The sequence below is a fragment of the uncultured Imperialibacter sp. genome (genome assembly GCF_963974565.1).
In the GTDB taxonomy this organism is placed as follows: Bacteria; Bacteroidota; Bacteroidia; order Cytophagales; family Cyclobacteriaceae; genus Imperialibacter; species Imperialibacter roseus.
Genome location: NZ_CAXBCJ010000009.1, coordinates 220,860 through 239,886, shown reverse-complemented (window position 1 = coordinate 239,886; position 19,027 = coordinate 220,860). Strand labels below are relative to the sequence as shown.

The following is a 19,027-nucleotide window of genomic DNA, read 5'->3' as shown; positions in this document are numbered from 1 at the left end:
CCAATGCAGACGGTGCTGATATTAAAAAATTAATGAATTATTGATCTGCTGAAGCTGTTTATTGTATGTAGAATATCTAACTTTTCGCATAAATTTTTGGCCATGATAAGGGAGCTTCTTTTGCCATTCGATTTTTCAGACAACTCTAAAACAGCGTTGCATTTTGCCCTGGCCCTTCAGTACAAACTGAAGGCGCATATGAGTCTCATTCACACGCTGGAGGTACCCTATGATTTTGCTTCCCGACAGGAAGAAAACAAAAAGGCGATGGAAAAGCAGGCCCGGGCGCAACTCAAAGCGCTTGTTGAGGAGCTTTACCAGACCACTACCTCTGCCGATGAGTTGAACCTCGACATGCATATTCTGGAAGGGGAAGTGTCGGAAGGTATATTGAGAGCAACCAGGCAGTATGCTGCCGATCTGGTGCTCATGCCTACCATGGGAGCAAGTGGCCTTAAACGATTTTTCCTCGGCAGCCGCACAGCTGATGTGATCCATAAATCGGTCAAGCCTGTGCTGGTGATACCACCCAAAGCTGACTTTGGAAAGGTGAAAAACCTGGTTTTTGCCACCAGCCTGAAAGACAAGGACATCGCCCTGCTGGAAAGTGTGGACGATCTGGCAGGAAAGCTTGGGCTAGGTATCGTTATTGCCCACATCAAAGAGGAAGAAACCAAAGACTTTGAGCTGAAATGGAGAGGTATGAAAGACTTTGCTGAGGAGAAGATCTTTCAGGCTGACGTAAGCTACTATTCCAGTAACTACGATGATTACTTCGAGGGGATTGAGCATTACCTGGGTAAAAACCCCGGAAGCCTGCTGGTGATGCGCAGAAGTACAAGATCAACAATAAAAGACCTTTTCAGAAAGAGCCACACTGAGGACATGGCTTATCACGCCAATGTGCCGATGCTGGTGTTTTAACATATTGTTTTGAGTTTTGACGCAGGGTAGCCAATAGTTGGGAGGAATTTGTAAATTCAAACCCAAACTTTATATCCTATGCGCCTTCTGATTCTTCTTTTCCTCAGCCTGAGTATCCAGGCCTACGGTCAGCTAAAACAACTCCCTTTAAAAGTATCCGACAATCACCGTTTTTTGGTTTACTCCGATGGCAGCCCTTTCTTTTATCTGGGCGATACCGCCTGGGAGCTGTTTCACAGGCTCAACCACGACGATGCCGAGTATTACCTGCAGAAGAGGAAGGAGCAAGGTTATACGGTGATACAGGCAGTAGTGCTGGCTGAAATAGACGGGCTCAATACACCCAATGGGCAGGGCAACAAACCGTTGATTGACAATGACCCCACCAAACCCAACGAGGCTTATTTTAAAGACGTGGATTGGGTAATTCAGAAGGCGGCCGAAAAAGGGTTGTTCATTGGGCTGTTGCCTACCTGGGGCGACAAGCTTTTTAAGAGCACCTGGGGCATGGGGCCGGAGATTTTCAACGAGAAGAATGCAGCGATCTATGGTGAATACATTGGCAAGCGGTACAAAGACCAATGGAATATCATCTGGATACTGGGCGGCGACAGAAACCCCAGAAACGAGTCCGACATAGCCGTGTGGAATGCCATGGCGGAAGGCGTGGCAAAGGGCCTGGGTGGATACGACAAAGGCCTGATGACCTACCATCCACAGCCGCACCAAAACGGCGGCTCATCTACGTGGTTTCACCGAGAGCAGTGGCTCGACTTCAATATGCACCAAACAGGCCACTGCTACGAAAACAACAGGCATGAAAAAATCACCTGGGACTATAACCTGACGCCAACCAAACCAACGCTGGATGGCGAACCAATGTATGAGGAGCATCCTATCTGCTTCAACATCAAAGAGCACGGCGTGTCCAATGCCGACAACGTGCGCAAACTGGCCTACTGGCAGGTGTTTGCTGGAGCGGCCGGGCATACTTATGGATGCCACGCTGTCTGGCAGTTTTATGATGAAGGCCGGGAGCCGGTGAACGCTCCGCAACACACCTGGAAGGAGTCGCTGGAGCTAACGGGTGGCAGACAGATGGGCTATGTACGCAAGCTGATGGAGTCCCGGCCCATGCTGGAGCGAATTCCTGACCAGTCAATGGTGCTGGGAGAGAACGACCCCATGGAGGGTTACTACATCAGTGCCAACCGCTCTTCGAAGGGCACTTTTGCTTTTGTTTACACGCCATTTGGTAGAGTACTTAACCTCAATACCACCAGCCTGAAAGGAGCCTCATTGAATGTTTCGTGGTTCAATCCCCGCACGGGTGAAATGACCACTGCCGTGAAAATGGAGAAACAGCCCGAAATGGCGTTTATGCCTCCCTCCAAAGGAGAGGGGATGGACTGGGTGCTGGTGCTGGATGCGGTGGGGTAGCGTGATTGCGTGGTAGCCTCGCCGCAAAAGCCTCCACAACGCCATCATTTCGAATGGATCGATAGCGCAATGAGAAATCCCCCGAATCTACCGCCGAGCAGACCATGTGTTTTGCTGTGTGAATCCGTTTCAGCGTCGGGTTCCACCTCGGCTCATTCCTGTTTCTGAAACGCCCACACTTTGTCTTAGCATTAACAAAATAACTTGCCATCGAGATGATGTTGTTGTGGCAACTGCTAGCGCATTAGGGGTTTGAACCTATTTCTTATGTTACCAAAAGTTAAGAGAATCAGATGCAGGCAGACAATATAAAGTGTGATGCAGGTTCGCCATCTCTAATTTTACTATCGGGGAATGATGAATGCCGGTTAGAGTGGTTGATTTCTGTATTTTAATATATGACTAAATAATTGTTATTAGGTAAATATATTTGATCAGTTGTGTATATTGGTTCGTTTTAAGAAACTGCTGATTTAATTTGAAGGAAGAAATCTTCGATGTTGTGTTTCTCGGAAGAGAGAAAATTCAATTAATACAGTCACAAGATATTTTTTATGATAAAATATTCAACTACAAAACTTTTAGGGCTATTCATCTTTATAAGCGCTATTACTGGATGTAGCGGCGATGATTCCGGGCAACCTCATGGTGTTGGAGAAATTAGTTTCAGTCCTAAATTTGGTAACAAGTCGGGAAGCGGAAGATTACTGGACTTGAACGATGCCGCTTTTATTTTGATTACAATCAAAAAGGACGATGGCTCATCGACTCCGTATTCAACGTCTAAAATAGAGCTATACCAATTAAACGGTGAATTTATCAGCCAAAAAATAAGCCTTTCGGTCGGCAGTTATTCCTTAACTGAATTCTTAGTGTTGGATGTCGATAGCAATATAATATATGCGACCCCCGAAGAGGGCTCTCTTCAGGCGCAAAATGTAGGTGATCCATTGCCGATTGAGTTTGTGATAAGCCGGGACGAAATTCTCGACTTGCAGGTGGAAGTAGTGTCAACCGAAGATTTGGAACTTGAAGACTTTGGCCTGGTAGGGTTTGATTTGTCTTTGGTGAACCTGTTCAGATTTTATATTAATGTGTCTGAGAAGGGCAAACTTGAGGAGCTTTTAAGTGCAGAATTAACAGTAGAGAGCGACACTTTCGTATTCCATCAGCACATAGAAGCAATTGCCAATAATTCAGTAGTAATCAGAGATGGATACCCTGCTTATGAACTGACAATTGAACGTGAAGGATATGCCACCTTCAATTACACTTTTACCAGAGACAGTTTGGCGCATTACGAATCAAGTCCGTTAACTGTTGAGTTGGTGTCGGATAAGCCTTCCGACCTACCTTCAGGGTTCTTTATCGATAGTGGACAGGCGTTAGGTAGTTCGCAAAGCCAAAATGTGGCGCTGGGAGATTTGGATGGGGATGGCGACCTGGATGCCTTCGTAGTAAATGTAGGGCAACCCAACAAGATCTGGGTTAATAATGGTGATGGCTCGTTCACCGACAGTGGTCAGTTATTAGGAACTTCGAACAGTTATGCCGTAGCCTTAGGTGACCTGGATTCAGACGGAGATTTAGATGCCTTTGAGGTAAACAGCACCCAACCGAACAAAATATGGACGAATGACGGTAGTGGCAACTTCACCGACAGCGGCCAGGAACTGGGAATTGAAAAGAGTTTGGGTGTTGCACTTGGAGACCTGGATGGAGACGGGGATTTGGATGCATTTGTAGCAAACGATCTTCACCCCACATTTAGTACAAAAAGTAACAAAGTGTGGATCAATGACGGATTTGGCTCATTCACCGACAGCGGTCAATCTTTAGGAGATTCGAGAAGCAACGATGTTTCACTAGGCGATTTGGACGGTGATGGCGACTTGGATGCTTTTGTTGTTAATTATCAGGAACCTGATAGAGTCTGGCTTAATGATGGAAACGGCGCATTCACAAATAGCGGCCAATCATTAGGAAACGCTTATAGCTTTGACGTTTCGTTAGGCGATTTAGATATGGATGGCGACCTTGATGCTTATGTGGTTAATAATTCCCAACCTGATAAGGTGTGGTTCAATAACGGACATGGAACCTTCACAGAAAGCAGCCAGTCATTGGGTGGCTCAACTAGCCAAAATGTATCTCTCGGTGACCTGAATGGCGATGGAGACCTCGATATTTTTGTGACAAATTACTTTAACAGTGTGGTATGGTTCAATGATGGAAATGGGTTCTTCACCGATACGGAGCAGTCTTTGGGTGGCTCGGCCATTGTCGGGGGCTCCCTGGGTGATTTAGATGGAGATGGAGATTTAGACGCTTTTGTTGTGCATGCAAACAATCTGCCTAATAAAGTCTGGATCAATCACTGATCTTATGAGGCATCTCTTATAATTTGAATGGCCATTAAGATCAGAATGGAGGAAATGTAGGCAAAGCAAAAAAAACATCGTGGGTGTTATTGGGTGAAAAAGCAGGTTATCCGAAATTCTCAACAAAAGAAAAAAGTTAACGATTGAGATGGTGAGAATCCTTGCGGAGCGGCTCAACCTCTCCGCTCAACTTCTTATCAGTGACTACAATTTGATAAAATAATGGCTCTGGCAATCGAATTAGGAGCCAGCCCTCACACTTTCCTCACCCCAATCGGTAACTCATACACCCTCTTCCCACTCGCCTTATACACCGCATTGGCAATGGCGGCTCCCGAAGGAGGCATGGAAACCTCGCCACCGCCTTCGGCAGGTAAGTCGGGGCGGTCGATGAGGGCTACTTCTACTTCGGGAATGTCCGGGTATCGAAAAATAGGGTAGGTGCTCCAGTCGGAGCTGGTAATTTTTTTTTCAGTAAAGGTCACTTCTTCCATTAGTGTCCAGCTGGCTGCCTGGATCATGCCGCCCTCCAGCTGGTTGGTGAGGCCATCCACATTGATCACCTCGCCTACATCCACGGCCGCCCACATCTTTTTTACAGCCACTTTGCCGGAGGTTTTGTCTACCGCCACCCTGGCTGCTACTGTTGCGTAGGCCGCTGTATTCTTATACCGGCTAAAGGCATAGCCGAGTCCTTCTCCGTCGACCAATGTTTCCCGGGCCGTCATTTCTCTGAGCTTTTGGATCACAGCCACTGCCCGTTCATCGGTCAAATGGGCGATGCGAAAATCGAGTGGGTCCTTGCCTGCTTTTTCTGCGAGCTCGTCCATCAGGCATTCAATGGCAAAAATGGTGGTATAAGCCCCCAGGCTCCTCAGGGAAGATACCCGAAAGGGCCCATCGAAAAAGTGCGCATTCACCTGCATATTGGGAATGGCGTAGTACGGATCGGCATTGCGGTGGCCTCCGGCCAGGTAGCCCCTCGACTTCATTTGCACGGGGTTGGTGATGTACCGGGCGTCGAGTAGGGTGCCGGCATCACCATTGGGCCGGCAGCTATGGCTATCGGTCCACACATCAGATTTCCAGCCGGTGATCTTGCCTTCCGCATCCAGACTGGCTTCCACTTCCATGATCATCGCCGAGCCATAAGGCTCCCAGGTATGTTCATCGGTTCTTGACCACTGCACCCGCACGTACTTGCCAGGAAGCTCCAACGCCAGCAGGGCCGCATCCGCCGCAGCGTCATCGGCCGTGCTGTGTCCGTAGCAACCAGCGCCTGGTATGCCAAGGATATGGATCTTGTCCGTTTCCATGCCCAGCATGGCGGCAATGCCGTTTCGCATAGGATAGATCCCCTGGCTGTGCGACCAGATATGCAGGATGTCGCCATCGTACATGGCTACCGCACAGGCAGGCCCCATGGAACCATGTTGGAGGTAGGGTTTGCGGTAGGTGGCTTTAACGGTTGGGCTACCTTCGAAGGCTGCCGTTACATCGCCTTCATTTTTGACATTACTGGAGGGTTCTGCAATGCTTCGGATATGGTTGTACAACTCCTTTTGTTCAGGAAACGAAGTGTTGTCCTCCCATTCTGTATGTTCCCTCAGGTAGCGCTCAGCTTTCACGGCCTGGTATTCCTTTTCGGTGATCACCCCAACAAAGCCGCCATTTACCACGGTCTTGATCACTCCTGGTGCAGCTGCTGTGAGGCCGGCGTCATCCACTTTTACCAATTGCGCCTTGTAGCCAGATGGCCGCACAACCCGGGCATGTACCATGCCCGGAAACCGTAAATCCTGCACGTATACTTGTTCACCCCTCACCATCTTTTCGATGTCGGTGCGGGGGATGGCCTTGCCCACATACCGATGGTCAGTTTTGTTTTTGATCTTAACAGGGGAGGTGACTTCCATATCTATCTGGGCGCCGTCCAACACCTCGGCAAACGTGAGTGATTCCTTGCTTTTTTTGGCTTTGATGGTGCCATTATAAAGTAACAGATCGTCAGCGGTGGTATTTAGTTTCACGCTTGCCAGCTCCAGTAGTTTCTGTCTGGCTGTGGCTGCAGCGTAGCGCACCGACATGGCGCTGTTGGGTACGGAGCCACTGCCGGCGGTATATCCTTCATCCGGGGTCAACCCTGTTTCTGCCAAATGCACTTCCACCATGTTCAGTTCCATGTCCAGCTCCTCGGCGGCTACCTGCCGGATGGCCGTTCGGATGCCCTGACCCAGCTCTACTTTGCCCGATAGCACCCGGATGCGGCCGTCTTCCAGTACCTGCAGCCAGGCGTTTACGGTTTTGGCCCCACGCATGCTTCCGGGTAAGCCTCCTTCATAGTTGACCCTGGCGGCGATGACAGGGTCGGTTTCAGTCATGCAGGAGGTAAGCAGGGGAAACCCCACACTGATATAGCCGATTTGTTGGAGGAATTTTCGTCTGGAGGCGCTGGTTGTTTCAATCATGGCTGCTGGATTATAAGGCATTTGCTGCACGTTGAACCGCCTTGATCACCCGGGTGTGGGTACCGCAACGACACAGGTTAAATTGTAAAGCTTCCCGGATGGCGGTGTCATCGGGCTGAGGATTTTTGCTGAGTAAGTCCACCGCTGCCATCACCATCCCGTTCAGGCAGTAGCCACACTGAGCGGCCTGTTCCTGCACAAAGGCCTCCTGCACTGCATGGAGCTTGCCGTCGCTATCTGCCAGGCCTTCGAGGGTGGTGATTTTAGTTTCACCGATGGAAGACACGGGTAGCATGCAACTGGTCGTCGCCCGGCCATCCAGCAACACCATACAGGCTCCGCATTGCGCAAGGCCACAGCCAAACTTGGGGCCATTAAGCTCAAGGTCATCCCGAAGAACATAAAGCAGGGGTGTGTCGGCTTCGGTATCGACAATTTTCAGCGAGCCGTTGATATGGAGGTTGAAAGCGGGCATTGTGTTGCGTCTGGTTTGATTTCTAAGATAGGGAAATGAGGGATTAATCCTGAATGTAGGAGCAAAACAATGTCGAACTCAAATGCTCAGCCATGTTGTTTTTGCCAAAAATGCCTGAAGCCAGCGACGGAGGTTCGTTCTCCGCCAGTGGCGTTCAGGCTAGCTGGTTTTTTGCGCTAAAGCTTGAGATAAGCCCACCCTTCTGTTTGCCTGCGGACAATTTGAGCGAGACCTGAAGGCACCACCTGCACCCCTGCAGGTAGCTGCTCAGGGTCTATTTGCTGACTGCGCAGTGCCCGCTGACATGCAATAATGGAGTTCACCAGAGGCAATTGAACGTCACCAATAAGTGCTCTGACGGCCTCTCCATGCAGTACCACCTCTATATTTGCTGCACCGAGGTCGGCCTGCATTTCGGCCAGTCTGGCTGTCAGTCCGCTTCCATAGTGCTCTACCTGTATCACAATCCTGTGTTCCATTACATTAGCTTTTTGATTTCGTCGAGGAAGTAGCTGGCAGAGAAGTCCGTCATACCTGTGTAGGTGGCCACGATATTTCCCCGTTGGTCGATCACGAAAGTAACGGGAATCGCCGACACTTCGAACTGAGAAGGTACCGGACCATTGGGCCGAAAATAGGGCATGGAGTAACCTGCCTTTTTCATGAAAGCCTTAGAAGCTTCAAAATTATTATCAAGGGCAATGGCCGCCACTACCACGTCTTTGTCTTTGTACGCCTCATGGAATTTTTGGAGATCGGGCATTTCATAGGCGCAGGGCCGGCACCAGCTGGCCCAAAAGTTCAATACGACTACTTTTCCGGAAAAGCTTTCCAGGGAGGTGGTACGACCGTCAGGGCCTGCCAGGTCGAACCTGATGGGGTAATTGGCGGGAGTGTCTTCTGTTTTGTCGTTGCCTGCGGACCAGGCGTAGGCGGCTATTACAAGCAAGAGGATGGCTGCCGATATGGCTGTGTTTCGTTTCATTTTCTTGGATTTATTTGTCATTTCAATTCAATGTTTTGGTAACCTTGCTCCTGCCGTTCAAAGATTTGATCAGGCAATTGAAGGTGATGTTTTTCAAAAGTTGATGAAGGGCGCAGCAAGGCGGTAGCCACATCTGGTTGGATATCGCTCTGTTGCATTGCGCTCCGGAATTAATAAAGGGATGAAATGTAAGCCGTAGAGACTGGCGGCTTAAGACAGAGGAGGCTTGACTTGTGGAGGAAAGGGTTCTTCAAATAGTGCTGGTGGTGTGTAATTGACCATCACAAGAGAAAGAATGGTACTTTCTATCTGAGGTGCCACTTTTTGTCCTGCATCGAAAAATGATATTTCGTTGGCCGACATACACGCAATAGTGACGGCATAGCTGCCTGAGGCACTGAACTCGCTGACAACGGTGGCGGAAGGTTGCCGGTTAGTTTTTTTCTTACACAGTTTACTAAACAACAGGGTGTTTGCTGCATGGGGATCTTCTGCCACTATAGGTGACATGAAGGGCATCATACATCCTGAGAGGTAGATGAGCAGAAGTGTTATGGAGAGAAAATACCTGATGGCGTAACTGGCTGGATCAATGCCGAATGTAACGATGACATAGAAGGAAGGTTGGTGACTTTAGTCACAAAAGGGTCAACTTTCCCAAAAAACGTAAACAACTCCGGTATGATTTGTTATCAGTTCATAATCGCTGTAGCGTTTTGACTTGCTTTCGGAAAGTCTCCTGCAATAAGTGGCTTCCTGAAACGCTTTCAATAGCGAGAATGGCCGTCTGTAAATATCCTTTGGTAAGAAAAATGGATATTTCGTAATTTCTGCCAGGATATAGTCACTAGCTACCAACACACCCATGGACAGACGCAATTTTATCAAAACTACTTCGGCTGGTATAGCTGCCAGCACTGTTTTTTCCGCCATGCCATTGATGGGCATAGCCAAACAGCAAGCTACCTACAAAGTGGCGCTGATCGGCTCCGGCTGGTGGGGGATGAATATTCTCGGAGAGGCCATGGCTTCTGGCAGAAGCAAAGTTGTGGCTATGGCCGACGTAGACAAAAACCAGCTGATGCCTGCCATTGAAAAAGTGGAAAAGCTGACAGGCAATAAGCCGAAGCCTTATACCAACTATCGGGAAATGCTCCGGAAGGAGAAGCCGGAGATTGTGATTGTGGCCACACCTGATCACTGGCATGCCCTGGCTGCGATTGATGCTTTGAAAAGCGGCGCCCATGTCTATTGCGAAAAACCCATTTGTCACACCATCAACGAAGGAAAGGCCATGGTAAAGGCTGCGGCTGCTTCAGGAAAAGTGGTGCAAATAGGTCTACATCGTAGAGCATCGCCGCACAACATCTCTGCCAATGAGTTTTTGCGCTCGGGTAAGCTGGGGAAAATTGGCAGTGTGAAATGCTTCATCAACTATGGAGGCGGTCCGGGCCAGATTACACCCAATTCGGAAGCCCCGGAGGGTATGGACTGGGATATGTATTGCGGGCCGGCTCAGTTGGTTCCCTTCAATAAGACCATTCACCCGAGAGGCTTCCGCCAGCACCTCAACTTTGCCAATGGCACCATCAGCGACTGGGGGGTGCACTGGTTCGATCAGGTGCTTTGGTGGACAGAGGAGAAAGCACCTAAAAGAATTTACTCAAGCACAGCCCGCAGGATAAAAGAAGACAGTACAGATGCAGCTGATACCCAAATTGCCGTGTACGACTTCGAATCATTTACGCTACACTGGGAAAATCGTAACTATGCCGGCAACCGCCAGGAAGGGCCGGATGTGGGCTGCTATTTCTACGGCACCGAAGGTGTGCTGCATCTTGGCTGGATCGATGGCTGGACGTTTTACCCTGTCAACAAGAACAAAGAGATTATCCATGTTGATCCTGTGCTGCACGAACCCGATCAGCAAAACATCAAAGAGCTATGGACTGATTTCCTGAAATCCATTGAAACGAAGGGTACTACCATTAATCCGATGCTAAACGGACAGCTGGCTACTAATATCAGTTTGCTGGCGATGGTATCTGCCAAGGCAGGTCGCAGTATCGAATGGGACGGCGACAAGCAGGAAGTAATCAACGACCCCGAGGCGAACAAGCTGCTTTCGAGGGAGTACCGGAAGGGGTATGAGTATCCGGTGTGAGGTGACACCGGAAAATCCTTTGTTTTACCCCAACCCTAAGCCGGGCACCCCTAAAGGGAGCCAAAGGATTTTCAGCCTTCACTCCCTTTAGGGCCGGGGTAAATGAAGGCTGAAATTTTGGAAAAGTTTATTGTTTACTTCTTCACCACATCATAAATATCAGTCCTTCTATCCTTCAGGTTGCGCACTGAGCCAAAGTTGTGCAGCTCTTTGAGCAGGTCCAGGTCGACGTCTGCCACGAGGATCATCTCCGTGTTGGGTGTTGCTTCGGCCTTGATGCCGTTGGTAGGGAAAGAGAAATCGCTGGGCGTGAACACAGCTGACTGTGCGAACTGAATGTCCATGTTCGACACCTTAGGCAGGTTACCTACGCTGCCGGCAATAGCTACATAACATTCATTTTCTATTGCTCTGGCCCGACAGCAGTAGCGCACCCTACCGTAGCCATTCTGTGTGTCGGTGAGGAAGGGAACAAAAAGTATTTTCATCCCCTGGGCGGCCAGTATCCTCGAAAGCTCGGGAAACTCAGAATCGTAGCAGATAAGCACACCAATAGGGCCACAATCCGTCTCGAAAACTTCCACCTTGTTGCCGCCGGTCAGCCCCCAAAACTTGGCTTCGTCGGGAGTGACGTGGATCTTCTCGTAACTATCGTAAGTGCCATTTCTTCTACAAACAAAGCCTTCGTTGAAAAGCTTTTCGCCCCGCATGGAAGGCATACTGCCGGTGATGATGTTAACATTGTAGCTTATTGCCAGCTGGATAAACCTGTCTCTTATCTCGTCGGTGTATTCTGCCAACTTTCTGATGGCGGCTGCCTCACTCAAATTATTGTGAGCAGCCATCAGCGGCGCATTGAAGAACTCCGGAAACAGGCAAAAGTCACTTTTGTAAGCAGAAGTTGCGTCCACGAAAAACTCTACCTGCTCGAAAAGGTCGTCAATGTCTTTATAAAGGCGCATCTGCCATTGCACTAGCCCAAGGCGGACAATTGACTTGTCCAGCAGCTTTCTTGAGTTGGCCTTTTCATAATAGATATTGTCCCATTGCAGCAAAACAGCATAATCTTTCGACTCCTTATCGCCTGGAAGGTAATCTTTCAGTACCTTCTTTACGTGAAAGTCGTTCGATAACTGAAAAGTAAGGGTAGGGTCGTAAATCTCTTTGAACTTGACCTTCTGGATATACTCCTTAGGGCTGAAGTCTTTGGCATACTCATGGTACTTTGGAATTCTACCACCGAAGATGATGGCTTTTAGATTGAGGTCTTCACAAAGCGACTTCCGGGCGTCATAAAGTCTTCGCCCTAGTCTAAGGCCTCTGTATTCCGGCTTGATAAACAGATCGATGCCATATAGCACATCCCCTTTAGGATTGTGTGTGTTGAAGGTATATTTACCAGTAATCTCCTCGTATGTATGCGCATCACCAAAGTGGTCGTAGGTGACGATAAGTGATAGGGCGCATCCGGCAAGTTCATCGTCAACGAATATGGCTATTTGGCCCTTTGGGAATATTCTGAGAAGGGTCTCAATATGCTTTTCACCCCAAAACGCACCTGGCCAATTGGGGTAGGCAGCAATCATGGAGTCTTTCAGACCCTGATAGTCAGATGATTTTAAAGCACGAAGTTCTACTTTTCCTATGTCTTCCATAAATAGACGAGCCTTGATGGCTACTAATGTTAATTATTGTTTTGATGATTACAACACCCGGGCTAGGCGTCTTTGATAGCGCCCAATATTATGTCGCAGGCTTCCCCGATCTCCCTGGTGTCTATGGTAAGTGGTGGAGCAATTCGCATGGCACTGTTGTTGAACAGGAACCAGTCTGAAAGCACACCTCGTTCAAGGCAAAGATCGAGAATTGGTTTAAGTATATCAAAACTTTCAAACTGAACCGCCATCATTAGCCCATTGTTTCTAATTTCCCGAATAAAAGGATGCTTCAGGAGCTTTTTAAAAAGCATTGCTTTGTTCTCAGCCTGAGCAAATAGTTTTTGTTCCTGAATTACTTCAAGGGTGGCCAGCGAAGCCGCTGCAGAAACGGGATGCCCCCCAAAGGTGGTGATGTGCCCAAGCACAGGGTTGTCGGTAAGCACATGCATGACTTTTTTCGAAGACATAAAGGCGCCTATGGGCATGCCGCCGCCCATACCCTTAGCCGCTACCACAATGTCCGGCACAATGTCATACTGCTCAAATGCCCAGAAGCTGCCAGTCCTGCCAAAGCCGCATTGAATTTCGTCTAATATGAGTAAGGCACCCGCTTCGGTGCATCGCTGCCTTAAGGCTTTGAAATACTCCCGGCCAGCGGATTTTACGCCAGCTTCACCTTGCACCGTTTCGATGATGACCGCAGCAGTGTACTCATCGATCACATTCAGGTCGGGGATGTGACCAAAAGTGATATGCCTGACGCCTGGCAATAGTGGCCTGAACTTTTGTTTGAAGCCTTCGTCGCCGGTTACCGATAATGCGCCGTGGCTACTGCCGTGGTAAGATGAGAAGCAGGAAACCAGATTGGGCTTGCCTGTGAAGCGCTTGGCGAGTTTGAGAGCGCCTTCCACTGCCTCGCTACCTGAGTTGACCAGAAAGACATTATTGAGAGGGGCTGGAAGGGTGTCTGATAAAGCTTTGGCCAGCTTCACCTGCGGGCTTTCGACAAACTCTCCGTAAACCATCACATGCAGATATTTGTCTACCTGCGCTTTGATGGCGGCCACCACTTTGGGGTGGCGGTGCCCGATATTGCTGACGCCAATGCCCGAGATCAGGTCGATGATTCTTTTACCCTCCGGGGTGTAGAGGTAAATGCCTTCGGCTTTTTCTACTTCGGTCATTAAAGGAAACTCGGAAGTTTGGGCGAGATGCTGCTGAAAGAGTTGTCTATTGGAAAGCATGGGGCAAAGGTAGGGAGAAATGAGGCAATTCAACAGGCCTCCTCTCCGGCCAGGCGTCGGTACGGTCAGAAGGCTATTGCATTGGAGCCGTCGGTTGCCGGGTTGCTGGTGCTAAATCCATTAGGTAGGAGCATTCGCAGAAAGGTAATCCAACTGTGCCTGACCGCTGGAACGGTACCGACACTGCTGATGATCGGGCCGCTGCTATGGCCAGGCGTCGGTACGGCCAGAGGGATAAAGCGCTGGAGCCGTCAGCCGCCGGGTTGTTGGCACCAAGCCTTTGGTAAGAGCGTTTTCAGAAGGGTAATCCAACTGCGCCTGACCGCTAAGGGCGGTACGGACACTGCTGATGATCGGGCCGCTGCTATGGCCAGGCGTCGGTACGGCCAGAGGGATAAAGCGCTGGAGCCGTCAGCCGCCGGGTTGCTGGCACCAAGCCATTGCTATGAACGTTTTCAGGGTGGTAATCCAACTGTGCCTGACCGCTGGGGGCGGCGTCGACACTGCTACACTGTATACAAAAAAAGAACCCCGACACTGCCGGGGTCCTTTCTAGTAAACTACTCTCTTTCCATCACTGGATCTTTAATACTTTAATTTCTACTCGTCGGTTAAGCTGTCTCGATTCTTCGGTGGCGTTGCTTGCCACTGGCTGGCTGCCTCCGTAACCTTTTGCCTGCAATCTTTTGGCGTCAATGCCTCTCATAGCCAGGTAGTTTTTCACCACTTCTACACGCTCCTGAGACAGTTTGAAATTTTTACTAACGTCGCCCCAGCTGTCGGTGTGTCCTGCCAGCTCAACTACCATATTAGGATTCTCTCTTAGAAGTGTTTCCAGCATGGCCAGGTCTGTGCCAGACTCAGGTAGTAGTTCAGGGGTTGATTTATTGAAAAGGATGTTGTTGAATGTGATCAGGTCGCCAAGCGCTATCGGGTCCAGGTAGATGTCCTTGTAAAGCTCAGTGTAAGTATCGAATGCCTGCACGTCGATAGCAATGTCGAGTGGCATGTAACCTTCTGCGTAAGCCAGGATTCTGTATTTGTTACCACGGCTTAGAATAGCCTTGTATTCCATTGTCTTGCTGTTGGGGCTTGCCATTCCCTCTTTTACACCTTCAAAGTAGGTTTCGAAGACGATGTCGGCCATGATAGGCTCGTTGGTTTCGCTGTTGAATACTTTGCCTCTTACCAGCATGACAGGTTCTGGCTTCAACTCGTTTTCTAAAGAAATAGAGTAGATGTCTCTTGCTCCAATGCTATTCTCGTCGCTCGAAGTAAAGAATGCCTTGCTGCCATCGGCTGAAATTGAGTAGTAAGCATCCCATTCGGCTGTGTTGATGTTCGAGCCCATGTTTACTGGTGTGCTCCAGTTAGTCCAGGTGTCGTCAAGTCTCTTTGTGTAGAATATGTCGCTGCCACCCATACCACCGTGACCGTTGCTGGCGAAGTATAAAGTCTTGTTGTCAGGGGCAAGAAAAGGACTGAACTCAGCTTTGTTAGTGTTAAGTATTTTACCAAGATTTCTTGGCTTCGCATAAGTGTTGTTGCCTTGCTTTATGCTCACATAAAGATCCTGATCACCGTACCCTCCGTTTTTCGACTGGTAGGCCATGATCAAAGCCTCCTCGCTGGCGCTCATAAAGAAGTCGAGGTATTTCCCTTTTGGTTCAAAGTTGTTGATGGCTACTGGTGATGGAGCCTCCCATCCGTAAGGTGTTTTTCTTGAGATAGACACACCCCGCTCGGTAGCACCCGCCGTGCTGTAGGAATTCATCAGCAGGAGGGTATTACCATCTGGGCTAACACTGCACACACCATTCGCAAACCTGTCGTTCAAAGGTTCACCAATATTTTCTGCTTCAGTCCATGCTCCGTTTTCGAAGTAAGACACGTAGATGTCCTGGTCGTCCGACTGACCACCAACATTTCCTTCACTATTTTGTCTGGCAAAGTAAAGTGTCTTTCCATCAGCAGAGATGATCGGTTTGGCTTCGGGGAAAAGTGAGTTGACAGTCTCGCCGAGGTTTTCTTTGGCTGTAGTGAAAAAGATTTCGTCTTTGAAATTAAGCCTTCCGTATTTTTCCTGAAGTGATTTTTTTATGTCTGATGCCGAAGCCGTGTTTGATATTCCTACGGCATCTATTTGCGCCCATCCTTCGATAGTTTCTGTGTCTACTACTATTTCAACACGCTTTACTGCATAATGGGTAACTGGGATGCTGATAAGCAGCGTGCGAAATTTCTCGTCAATATCAGCGGCCTCTTTATTGTAGATAGGATATTTGTTACCAACCTCGTCTAGAAGAGCAATTTTGGTAACCCTGCCTGGCATGTAGCTCTCCACGATGGCAAGCTGCTGAACAGTCTGTGGCTTCTCAAACTCAAGCATTAATGAGCCGAAAGCTTTTTCATCTTTTAGTCTGAATGCCCGTGGATTTAAAAATCCAAGAGGGAAAGCATCTGGTTCGCCTGTGGCCGTGTTGCCTGAGTAATCGGCATCGGCAAATTGGTTGTACTGATAGTCGACTGTTGAAGCCCACTGTATTTGCTGAGAGATCGTTGTGCCGGCCGTTAGAAGAAGTAGAGCAAGTGATGTAAGTATGCGATTCATATCGTTGAGAGTTTTGATATCTCAAAGGTATGGCGCTTGATACCCCCAAAAGTTGACTTTAGGGTACCCTACTTACCTGTGTCGGATGACCTTGTTCTTTGTCCGGACATTGCTCAGTTCTTACGTAAGAAATTAAGCTGAATTGGAAGAAAAAGTTTAATGTGGAAGCAAAAGTTCCCTTTCAGTTTGTTTCAGGTGGAGACGGCTGATGTAAGATTAAGCCTGTCGTGAAACGAAAAAGGCTCCGGTTGGAGCCCTTTTTTGTTTTAAATTGTGAACGTAAATTTCAAAAAAGTTGATTTTTCAATCTATTTCTTACGCTTTCTGTCAATTGCCTTCAGCGCTGCTTCCACAATATGAGCGGCATTTAACCCATATTTTTCCATCAATTGTTCAGGTACACCACTTTCTCCAAAGCTATCTTTCACAGCAACATATTCCTGTGGAAGCGGATTGTGTGTTGCAAGGGTTTGGGCGATGCTGTCACCAAGGCCGCCGTTCATCTGATGCTCTTCAGCAGACACTGCGCAGCCTGTTTTAGCTACCGAATCAAGAATGGCCTTCTCGTCCAGTGGCTTGATGGTATGGATGTTAATGATCTCGGCGCTAATACCCTTCTCTCTTAGTATTTCTTCTGCAAGAACAGCTTCCCAAACAAGGTGACCAGTGGCAAAAATACTGACGTCGCTTCCTTCAACCAGCTTCAGCGCCTTCCCAATCACGAAAGGCATGTCCTCTTTTATAAAGATTGGGACTTTGGGTCTTCCAAAGCGGAGGTATACAGGCCCTTCATACTTGGCAATAGCCACGGTAGCCTGCCTGGTTTGGTTGTAGTCACAAGGATTGATAACTGTCATGCCTGGCAGCATCTTCATCATACCAATGTCTTCGAGGATCTGGTGCGTAGCGCCGTCTTCTCCGAGGGTTACGCCAGCATGCGAGGCGCATATCTTCACGTTTTTTCCTGAATAGGCAATTGACTGACGAATCTGATCATAGACCCTTCCTGTAGAAAAGTTGGCGAAAGTACCGGTGAAAGGAATCTTGCCTCCAATAGTAAGGCCAGCAGCAATGCCCATCATATTGGCTTCGGCAATACCTACCTGAAAAAATCGTTCTGGAAACTCCTTAATAAAGGCATCCATTTTTAATGAACCAATAAGGTCGGCGCAAAGGGCAACCACATTGGGATTTTGCTGGCCAGCCTCTAGCAGGCCTACTCCAAAGCCGGAGCGGGTGTCGTTTTTTCCGAGTATTTCAAATTTCGTCATCTACCGTATAGTTTGATGGTTTCTGTGGAACCAGTTCTTATGCTGAATTTCTTTATTTCTGTAAACTTACTGCCGTTGGCGCTTTGTGCACGAAACACAAATTTATACTCTCCGGGCTGAATAGCGCTAACAAATGAAGTGATATTTCCGGGAAAGTTACAAACCCACTCCTGCGACCCATCGGGGTTGATTTTATAGAGGCTCCCAATGCCCCGCACGCCCATAGTCAGGTTGAGAACTCCCGGCCCGGGAAGGGTAATGGAATTGTCCTGAGATGGCTTTATAGTGTAGCCCCTTATAAAAGTGCGGGGGAAGGTTTGCACTTCGATGTCGTAGGTGCCAGCCAGGTAAAGAAAGGGCTCAGTCAGCTTTTGGATGTTGAGACTTTGTGTTTGACCCGGCAGGCGTACCGATGCCTGCACCGGATTACTGTACTCTGAGGCGCCTGGCATTTGAAAAGCTAAATTGCCCTGCGGAGTACGGATGTCGATGATATTGTGGATGCCCCCTATAAGCGCCACGTTTCTTTTCACCACAGGGGGCACTGTATTGGCCACCACGTCATAAGTGAGCACTGCATCAAGGATTACAGAGTCGGGGCGTCCCAGTTTATCCCTGTAGTGCACAAAGTCGTAAACGGACTGCCGTGTGACTGTATTGATAAAACTGACGTTCACGTCCGTGACAATTGGGGCATTGTTTTCATTGAGTAGCTCCACACTGGCCGTGGTCTCCATCAGGGTTTGCCTTAGCACTTCGTTGAGCGACTTTTTGAACCTGGGTACGTCGGTAGCGTCGAAGTACTTACCCAGGCATTCGAAGTTTTTCTCATATTCCAACCCCAGGCCCAGGCCAATTACAAAGGGCTTCAGAAAGATGTTCTTCGACTGCAATGCTTTGGAAACAGCGCATGGGTCGCCATCACAGCTTTCTATGCCATCAGTGATAATGATGACCACATTTCTATAGCCGTCCACTTTCGGAAAGTCGTTGGCAGTTTGTTCCAGCGAATACGCAATGGGCGTGTTGCCCTGCGGTGTGAGTTGATATAGCTTAGCCCGTATGTCCCGGTGGTTTTTTGCTGAAAAGCCCACTTCAAGTTTGGTATCTGTGCAGTTGTTGTAAGCCCTGGCATACTGGTGACCATACACTCTCAGCGCCAGCTCCACATTGGGGTTGACACTCAACGAGTCGACAAGGTCTGACAGGAGTTTTGTAGCCACATCAATTCGCCGCACACTTCCCAGCTTGGCCAGCATGCTGCCGGATGCGTCAAGCAAAAACAGGATACGTGTTTTTTCCGGCGGCTTTTGCTTGTACACCTGAGCAAACACAGGAAAGCTGAAAAGACTGAGCAGTCCCGCAATAACGGTAGCTTTCCTGAGTAAGTTTTTCAAAATGATTTG

14 protein-coding genes are annotated in these 19,027 nt (G+C 48.7%); 4 read left to right on the top strand and 10 right to left on the bottom strand.

Features of this window, described 5'->3' with window-relative positions:
- Window positions 1-102 precede the first annotated feature (102 nt).
- From AAC052_RS14970 to AAC052_RS14960, 3 genes are all read left to right on the top strand, one after another.
- Complete coding sequence (locus AAC052_RS14970) at window positions 103-924, top strand: universal stress protein (protein ID WP_317487303.1); 822 nt, start codon at window positions 103-105, stop codon at window positions 922-924.
- 78 nt (window positions 925-1,002) lie between these two features.
- Window positions 1,003-2,364, top strand: coding sequence for a glycoside hydrolase family 140 protein (locus AAC052_RS14965; protein WP_339814219.1), 1,362 nt, complete (start codon window positions 1,003-1,005; stop codon window positions 2,362-2,364).
- A 554-nt stretch (window positions 2,365-2,918) separates the two neighbouring features.
- Complete coding sequence (locus tag AAC052_RS14960) at window positions 2,919-4,745, top strand: VCBS repeat-containing protein (protein WP_339814217.1); 1,827 nt, start codon at window positions 2,919-2,921, stop codon at window positions 4,743-4,745.
- 254 nt (window positions 4,746-4,999) lie between these two features.
- Here the strand turns inward: AAC052_RS14960 and AAC052_RS14955 are convergent, their stop codons facing one another.
- From AAC052_RS14955 to AAC052_RS14935, 5 genes are all read right to left on the bottom strand, one after another.
- A complete protein-coding gene (locus AAC052_RS14955) occupies window positions 5,000-7,234 on the bottom strand; it encodes a molybdopterin cofactor-binding domain-containing protein (RefSeq protein WP_339814216.1) in 2,235 nt (744 codons plus the stop codon).
- The gene (locus tag AAC052_RS14950) at window positions 7,224-7,688 is read right to left on the bottom strand and encodes a (2Fe-2S)-binding protein (protein WP_339814215.1); all 465 of its coding nucleotides are present in this window, start codon (window positions 7,686-7,688) and stop codon (window positions 7,224-7,226) included. The genes AAC052_RS14955 and AAC052_RS14950 overlap by 11 nt, the downstream gene beginning before the upstream one ends.
- Window positions 7,689-7,864: 176 nt before the next feature.
- Window positions 7,865-8,167 carry a hypothetical protein gene (locus AAC052_RS14945; protein ID WP_339814214.1) on the bottom strand — a complete coding sequence of 101 codons (303 nt, stop codon included), beginning with the start codon at window positions 8,165-8,167 and terminating at the stop codon, window positions 7,865-7,867.
- A complete protein-coding gene (locus AAC052_RS14940; protein ID WP_317487297.1) occupies window positions 8,167-8,673 on the bottom strand; it encodes a TlpA disulfide reductase family protein in 507 nt (168 codons plus the stop codon). The genes AAC052_RS14945 and AAC052_RS14940 overlap by 1 nt, the downstream gene beginning before the upstream one ends.
- Window positions 8,674-8,883: 210 nt before the next feature.
- Window positions 8,884-9,195 (bottom strand): hypothetical protein, encoded by a 312-nt coding sequence (locus AAC052_RS14935; protein ID WP_339814212.1) that lies wholly within the window; start codon window positions 9,193-9,195, stop codon window positions 8,884-8,886.
- Between the two features lie 343 nt (window positions 9,196-9,538).
- Here AAC052_RS14935 and AAC052_RS14930 point away from each other — a divergent pair, with 343 nt between their 5' ends.
- The gene (locus AAC052_RS14930; RefSeq protein ID WP_339814210.1) at window positions 9,539-10,837 is read left to right on the top strand and encodes a Gfo/Idh/MocA family oxidoreductase; all 1,299 of its coding nucleotides are present in this window, start codon (window positions 9,539-9,541) and stop codon (window positions 10,835-10,837) included.
- Between the two features lie 134 nt (window positions 10,838-10,971).
- Here AAC052_RS14930 and AAC052_RS14925 read toward each other — a convergent pair whose 3' ends face one another.
- From AAC052_RS14925 to AAC052_RS14905, 5 genes are all read right to left on the bottom strand, one after another.
- Window positions 10,972-12,492 carry a bifunctional GNAT family N-acetyltransferase/carbon-nitrogen hydrolase family protein gene (locus AAC052_RS14925; protein WP_339814208.1) on the bottom strand — a complete coding sequence of 507 codons (1,521 nt, stop codon included), beginning with the start codon at window positions 12,490-12,492 and terminating at the stop codon, window positions 10,972-10,974.
- Window positions 12,493-12,554: 62 nt separating this feature from the next.
- On the bottom strand, window positions 12,555-13,739 hold the full coding sequence (locus tag AAC052_RS14920) for an aspartate aminotransferase family protein (RefSeq protein WP_339814206.1): 1,185 nt from the start codon (window positions 13,737-13,739) through the stop codon (window positions 12,555-12,557).
- A 574-nt stretch (window positions 13,740-14,313) separates the two neighbouring features.
- Window positions 14,314-16,350 carry an OmpA family protein gene (locus tag AAC052_RS14915; RefSeq protein WP_339814204.1) on the bottom strand — a complete coding sequence of 679 codons (2,037 nt, stop codon included), beginning with the start codon at window positions 16,348-16,350 and terminating at the stop codon, window positions 14,314-14,316.
- A gap of 308 nt (window positions 16,351-16,658) precedes the next feature.
- Window positions 16,659-17,621, bottom strand: coding sequence for a transketolase C-terminal domain-containing protein (locus tag AAC052_RS14910; RefSeq protein ID WP_317487291.1), 963 nt, complete (start codon window positions 17,619-17,621; stop codon window positions 16,659-16,661).
- The gene (locus tag AAC052_RS14905) at window positions 17,618-19,018 is read right to left on the bottom strand and encodes a VWA domain-containing protein (protein WP_339814202.1); all 1,401 of its coding nucleotides are present in this window, start codon (window positions 19,016-19,018) and stop codon (window positions 17,618-17,620) included. The genes AAC052_RS14910 and AAC052_RS14905 overlap by 4 nt, the downstream gene beginning before the upstream one ends.
- Between the last annotated feature and the right edge of the window lie 9 nt (window positions 19,019-19,027).

Bases quoted from the DNA above. Each gene is read 5' to 3' on its own strand.
- AAC052_RS14935 (WP_339814212.1), bottom strand. From the start codon at position 9,195: ATGATGCCCTTCATGTCACCTATAGTGGCAGAAGATCCCCATGCAGCA.
- AAC052_RS14945 (WP_339814214.1), bottom strand. From the start codon at position 8,167: ATGGAACACAGGATTGTGATACAGGTAGAGCACTATGGAAGCGGACTG.
- AAC052_RS14920 (WP_339814206.1), bottom strand. From the start codon at position 13,739: ATGCTTTCCAATAGACAACTCTTTCAGCAGCATCTCGCCCAAACTTCC.
- AAC052_RS14925 (WP_339814208.1), bottom strand. From the start codon at position 12,492: ATGGAAGACATAGGAAAAGTAGAACTTCGTGCTTTAAAATCATCTGAC.
- AAC052_RS14950 (WP_339814215.1), bottom strand. From the start codon at position 7,688: ATGCCCGCTTTCAACCTCCATATCAACGGCTCGCTGAAAATTGTCGAT.
- AAC052_RS14915 (WP_339814204.1), bottom strand. From the start codon at position 16,350: ATGAATCGCATACTTACATCACTTGCTCTACTTCTTCTAACGGCCGGC.
- AAC052_RS14940 (WP_317487297.1), bottom strand. From the start codon at position 8,673: ATGAAACGAAACACAGCCATATCGGCAGCCATCCTCTTGCTTGTAATA.
- AAC052_RS14910 (WP_317487291.1), bottom strand. From the start codon at position 17,621: ATGACGAAATTTGAAATACTCGGAAAAAACGACACCCGCTCCGGCTTT.
- AAC052_RS14960 (WP_339814217.1), top strand. From the start codon at position 2,919: ATGATAAAATATTCAACTACAAAACTTTTAGGGCTATTCATCTTTATA.
- AAC052_RS14970 (WP_317487303.1), top strand. From the start codon at position 103: ATGATAAGGGAGCTTCTTTTGCCATTCGATTTTTCAGACAACTCTAAA.
- AAC052_RS14955 (WP_339814216.1), bottom strand. From the start codon at position 7,234: ATGCCTTATAATCCAGCAGCCATGATTGAAACAACCAGCGCCTCCAGA.
- AAC052_RS14965 (WP_339814219.1), top strand. From the start codon at position 1,003: ATGCGCCTTCTGATTCTTCTTTTCCTCAGCCTGAGTATCCAGGCCTAC.
- AAC052_RS14930 (WP_339814210.1), top strand. From the start codon at position 9,539: ATGGACAGACGCAATTTTATCAAAACTACTTCGGCTGGTATAGCTGCC.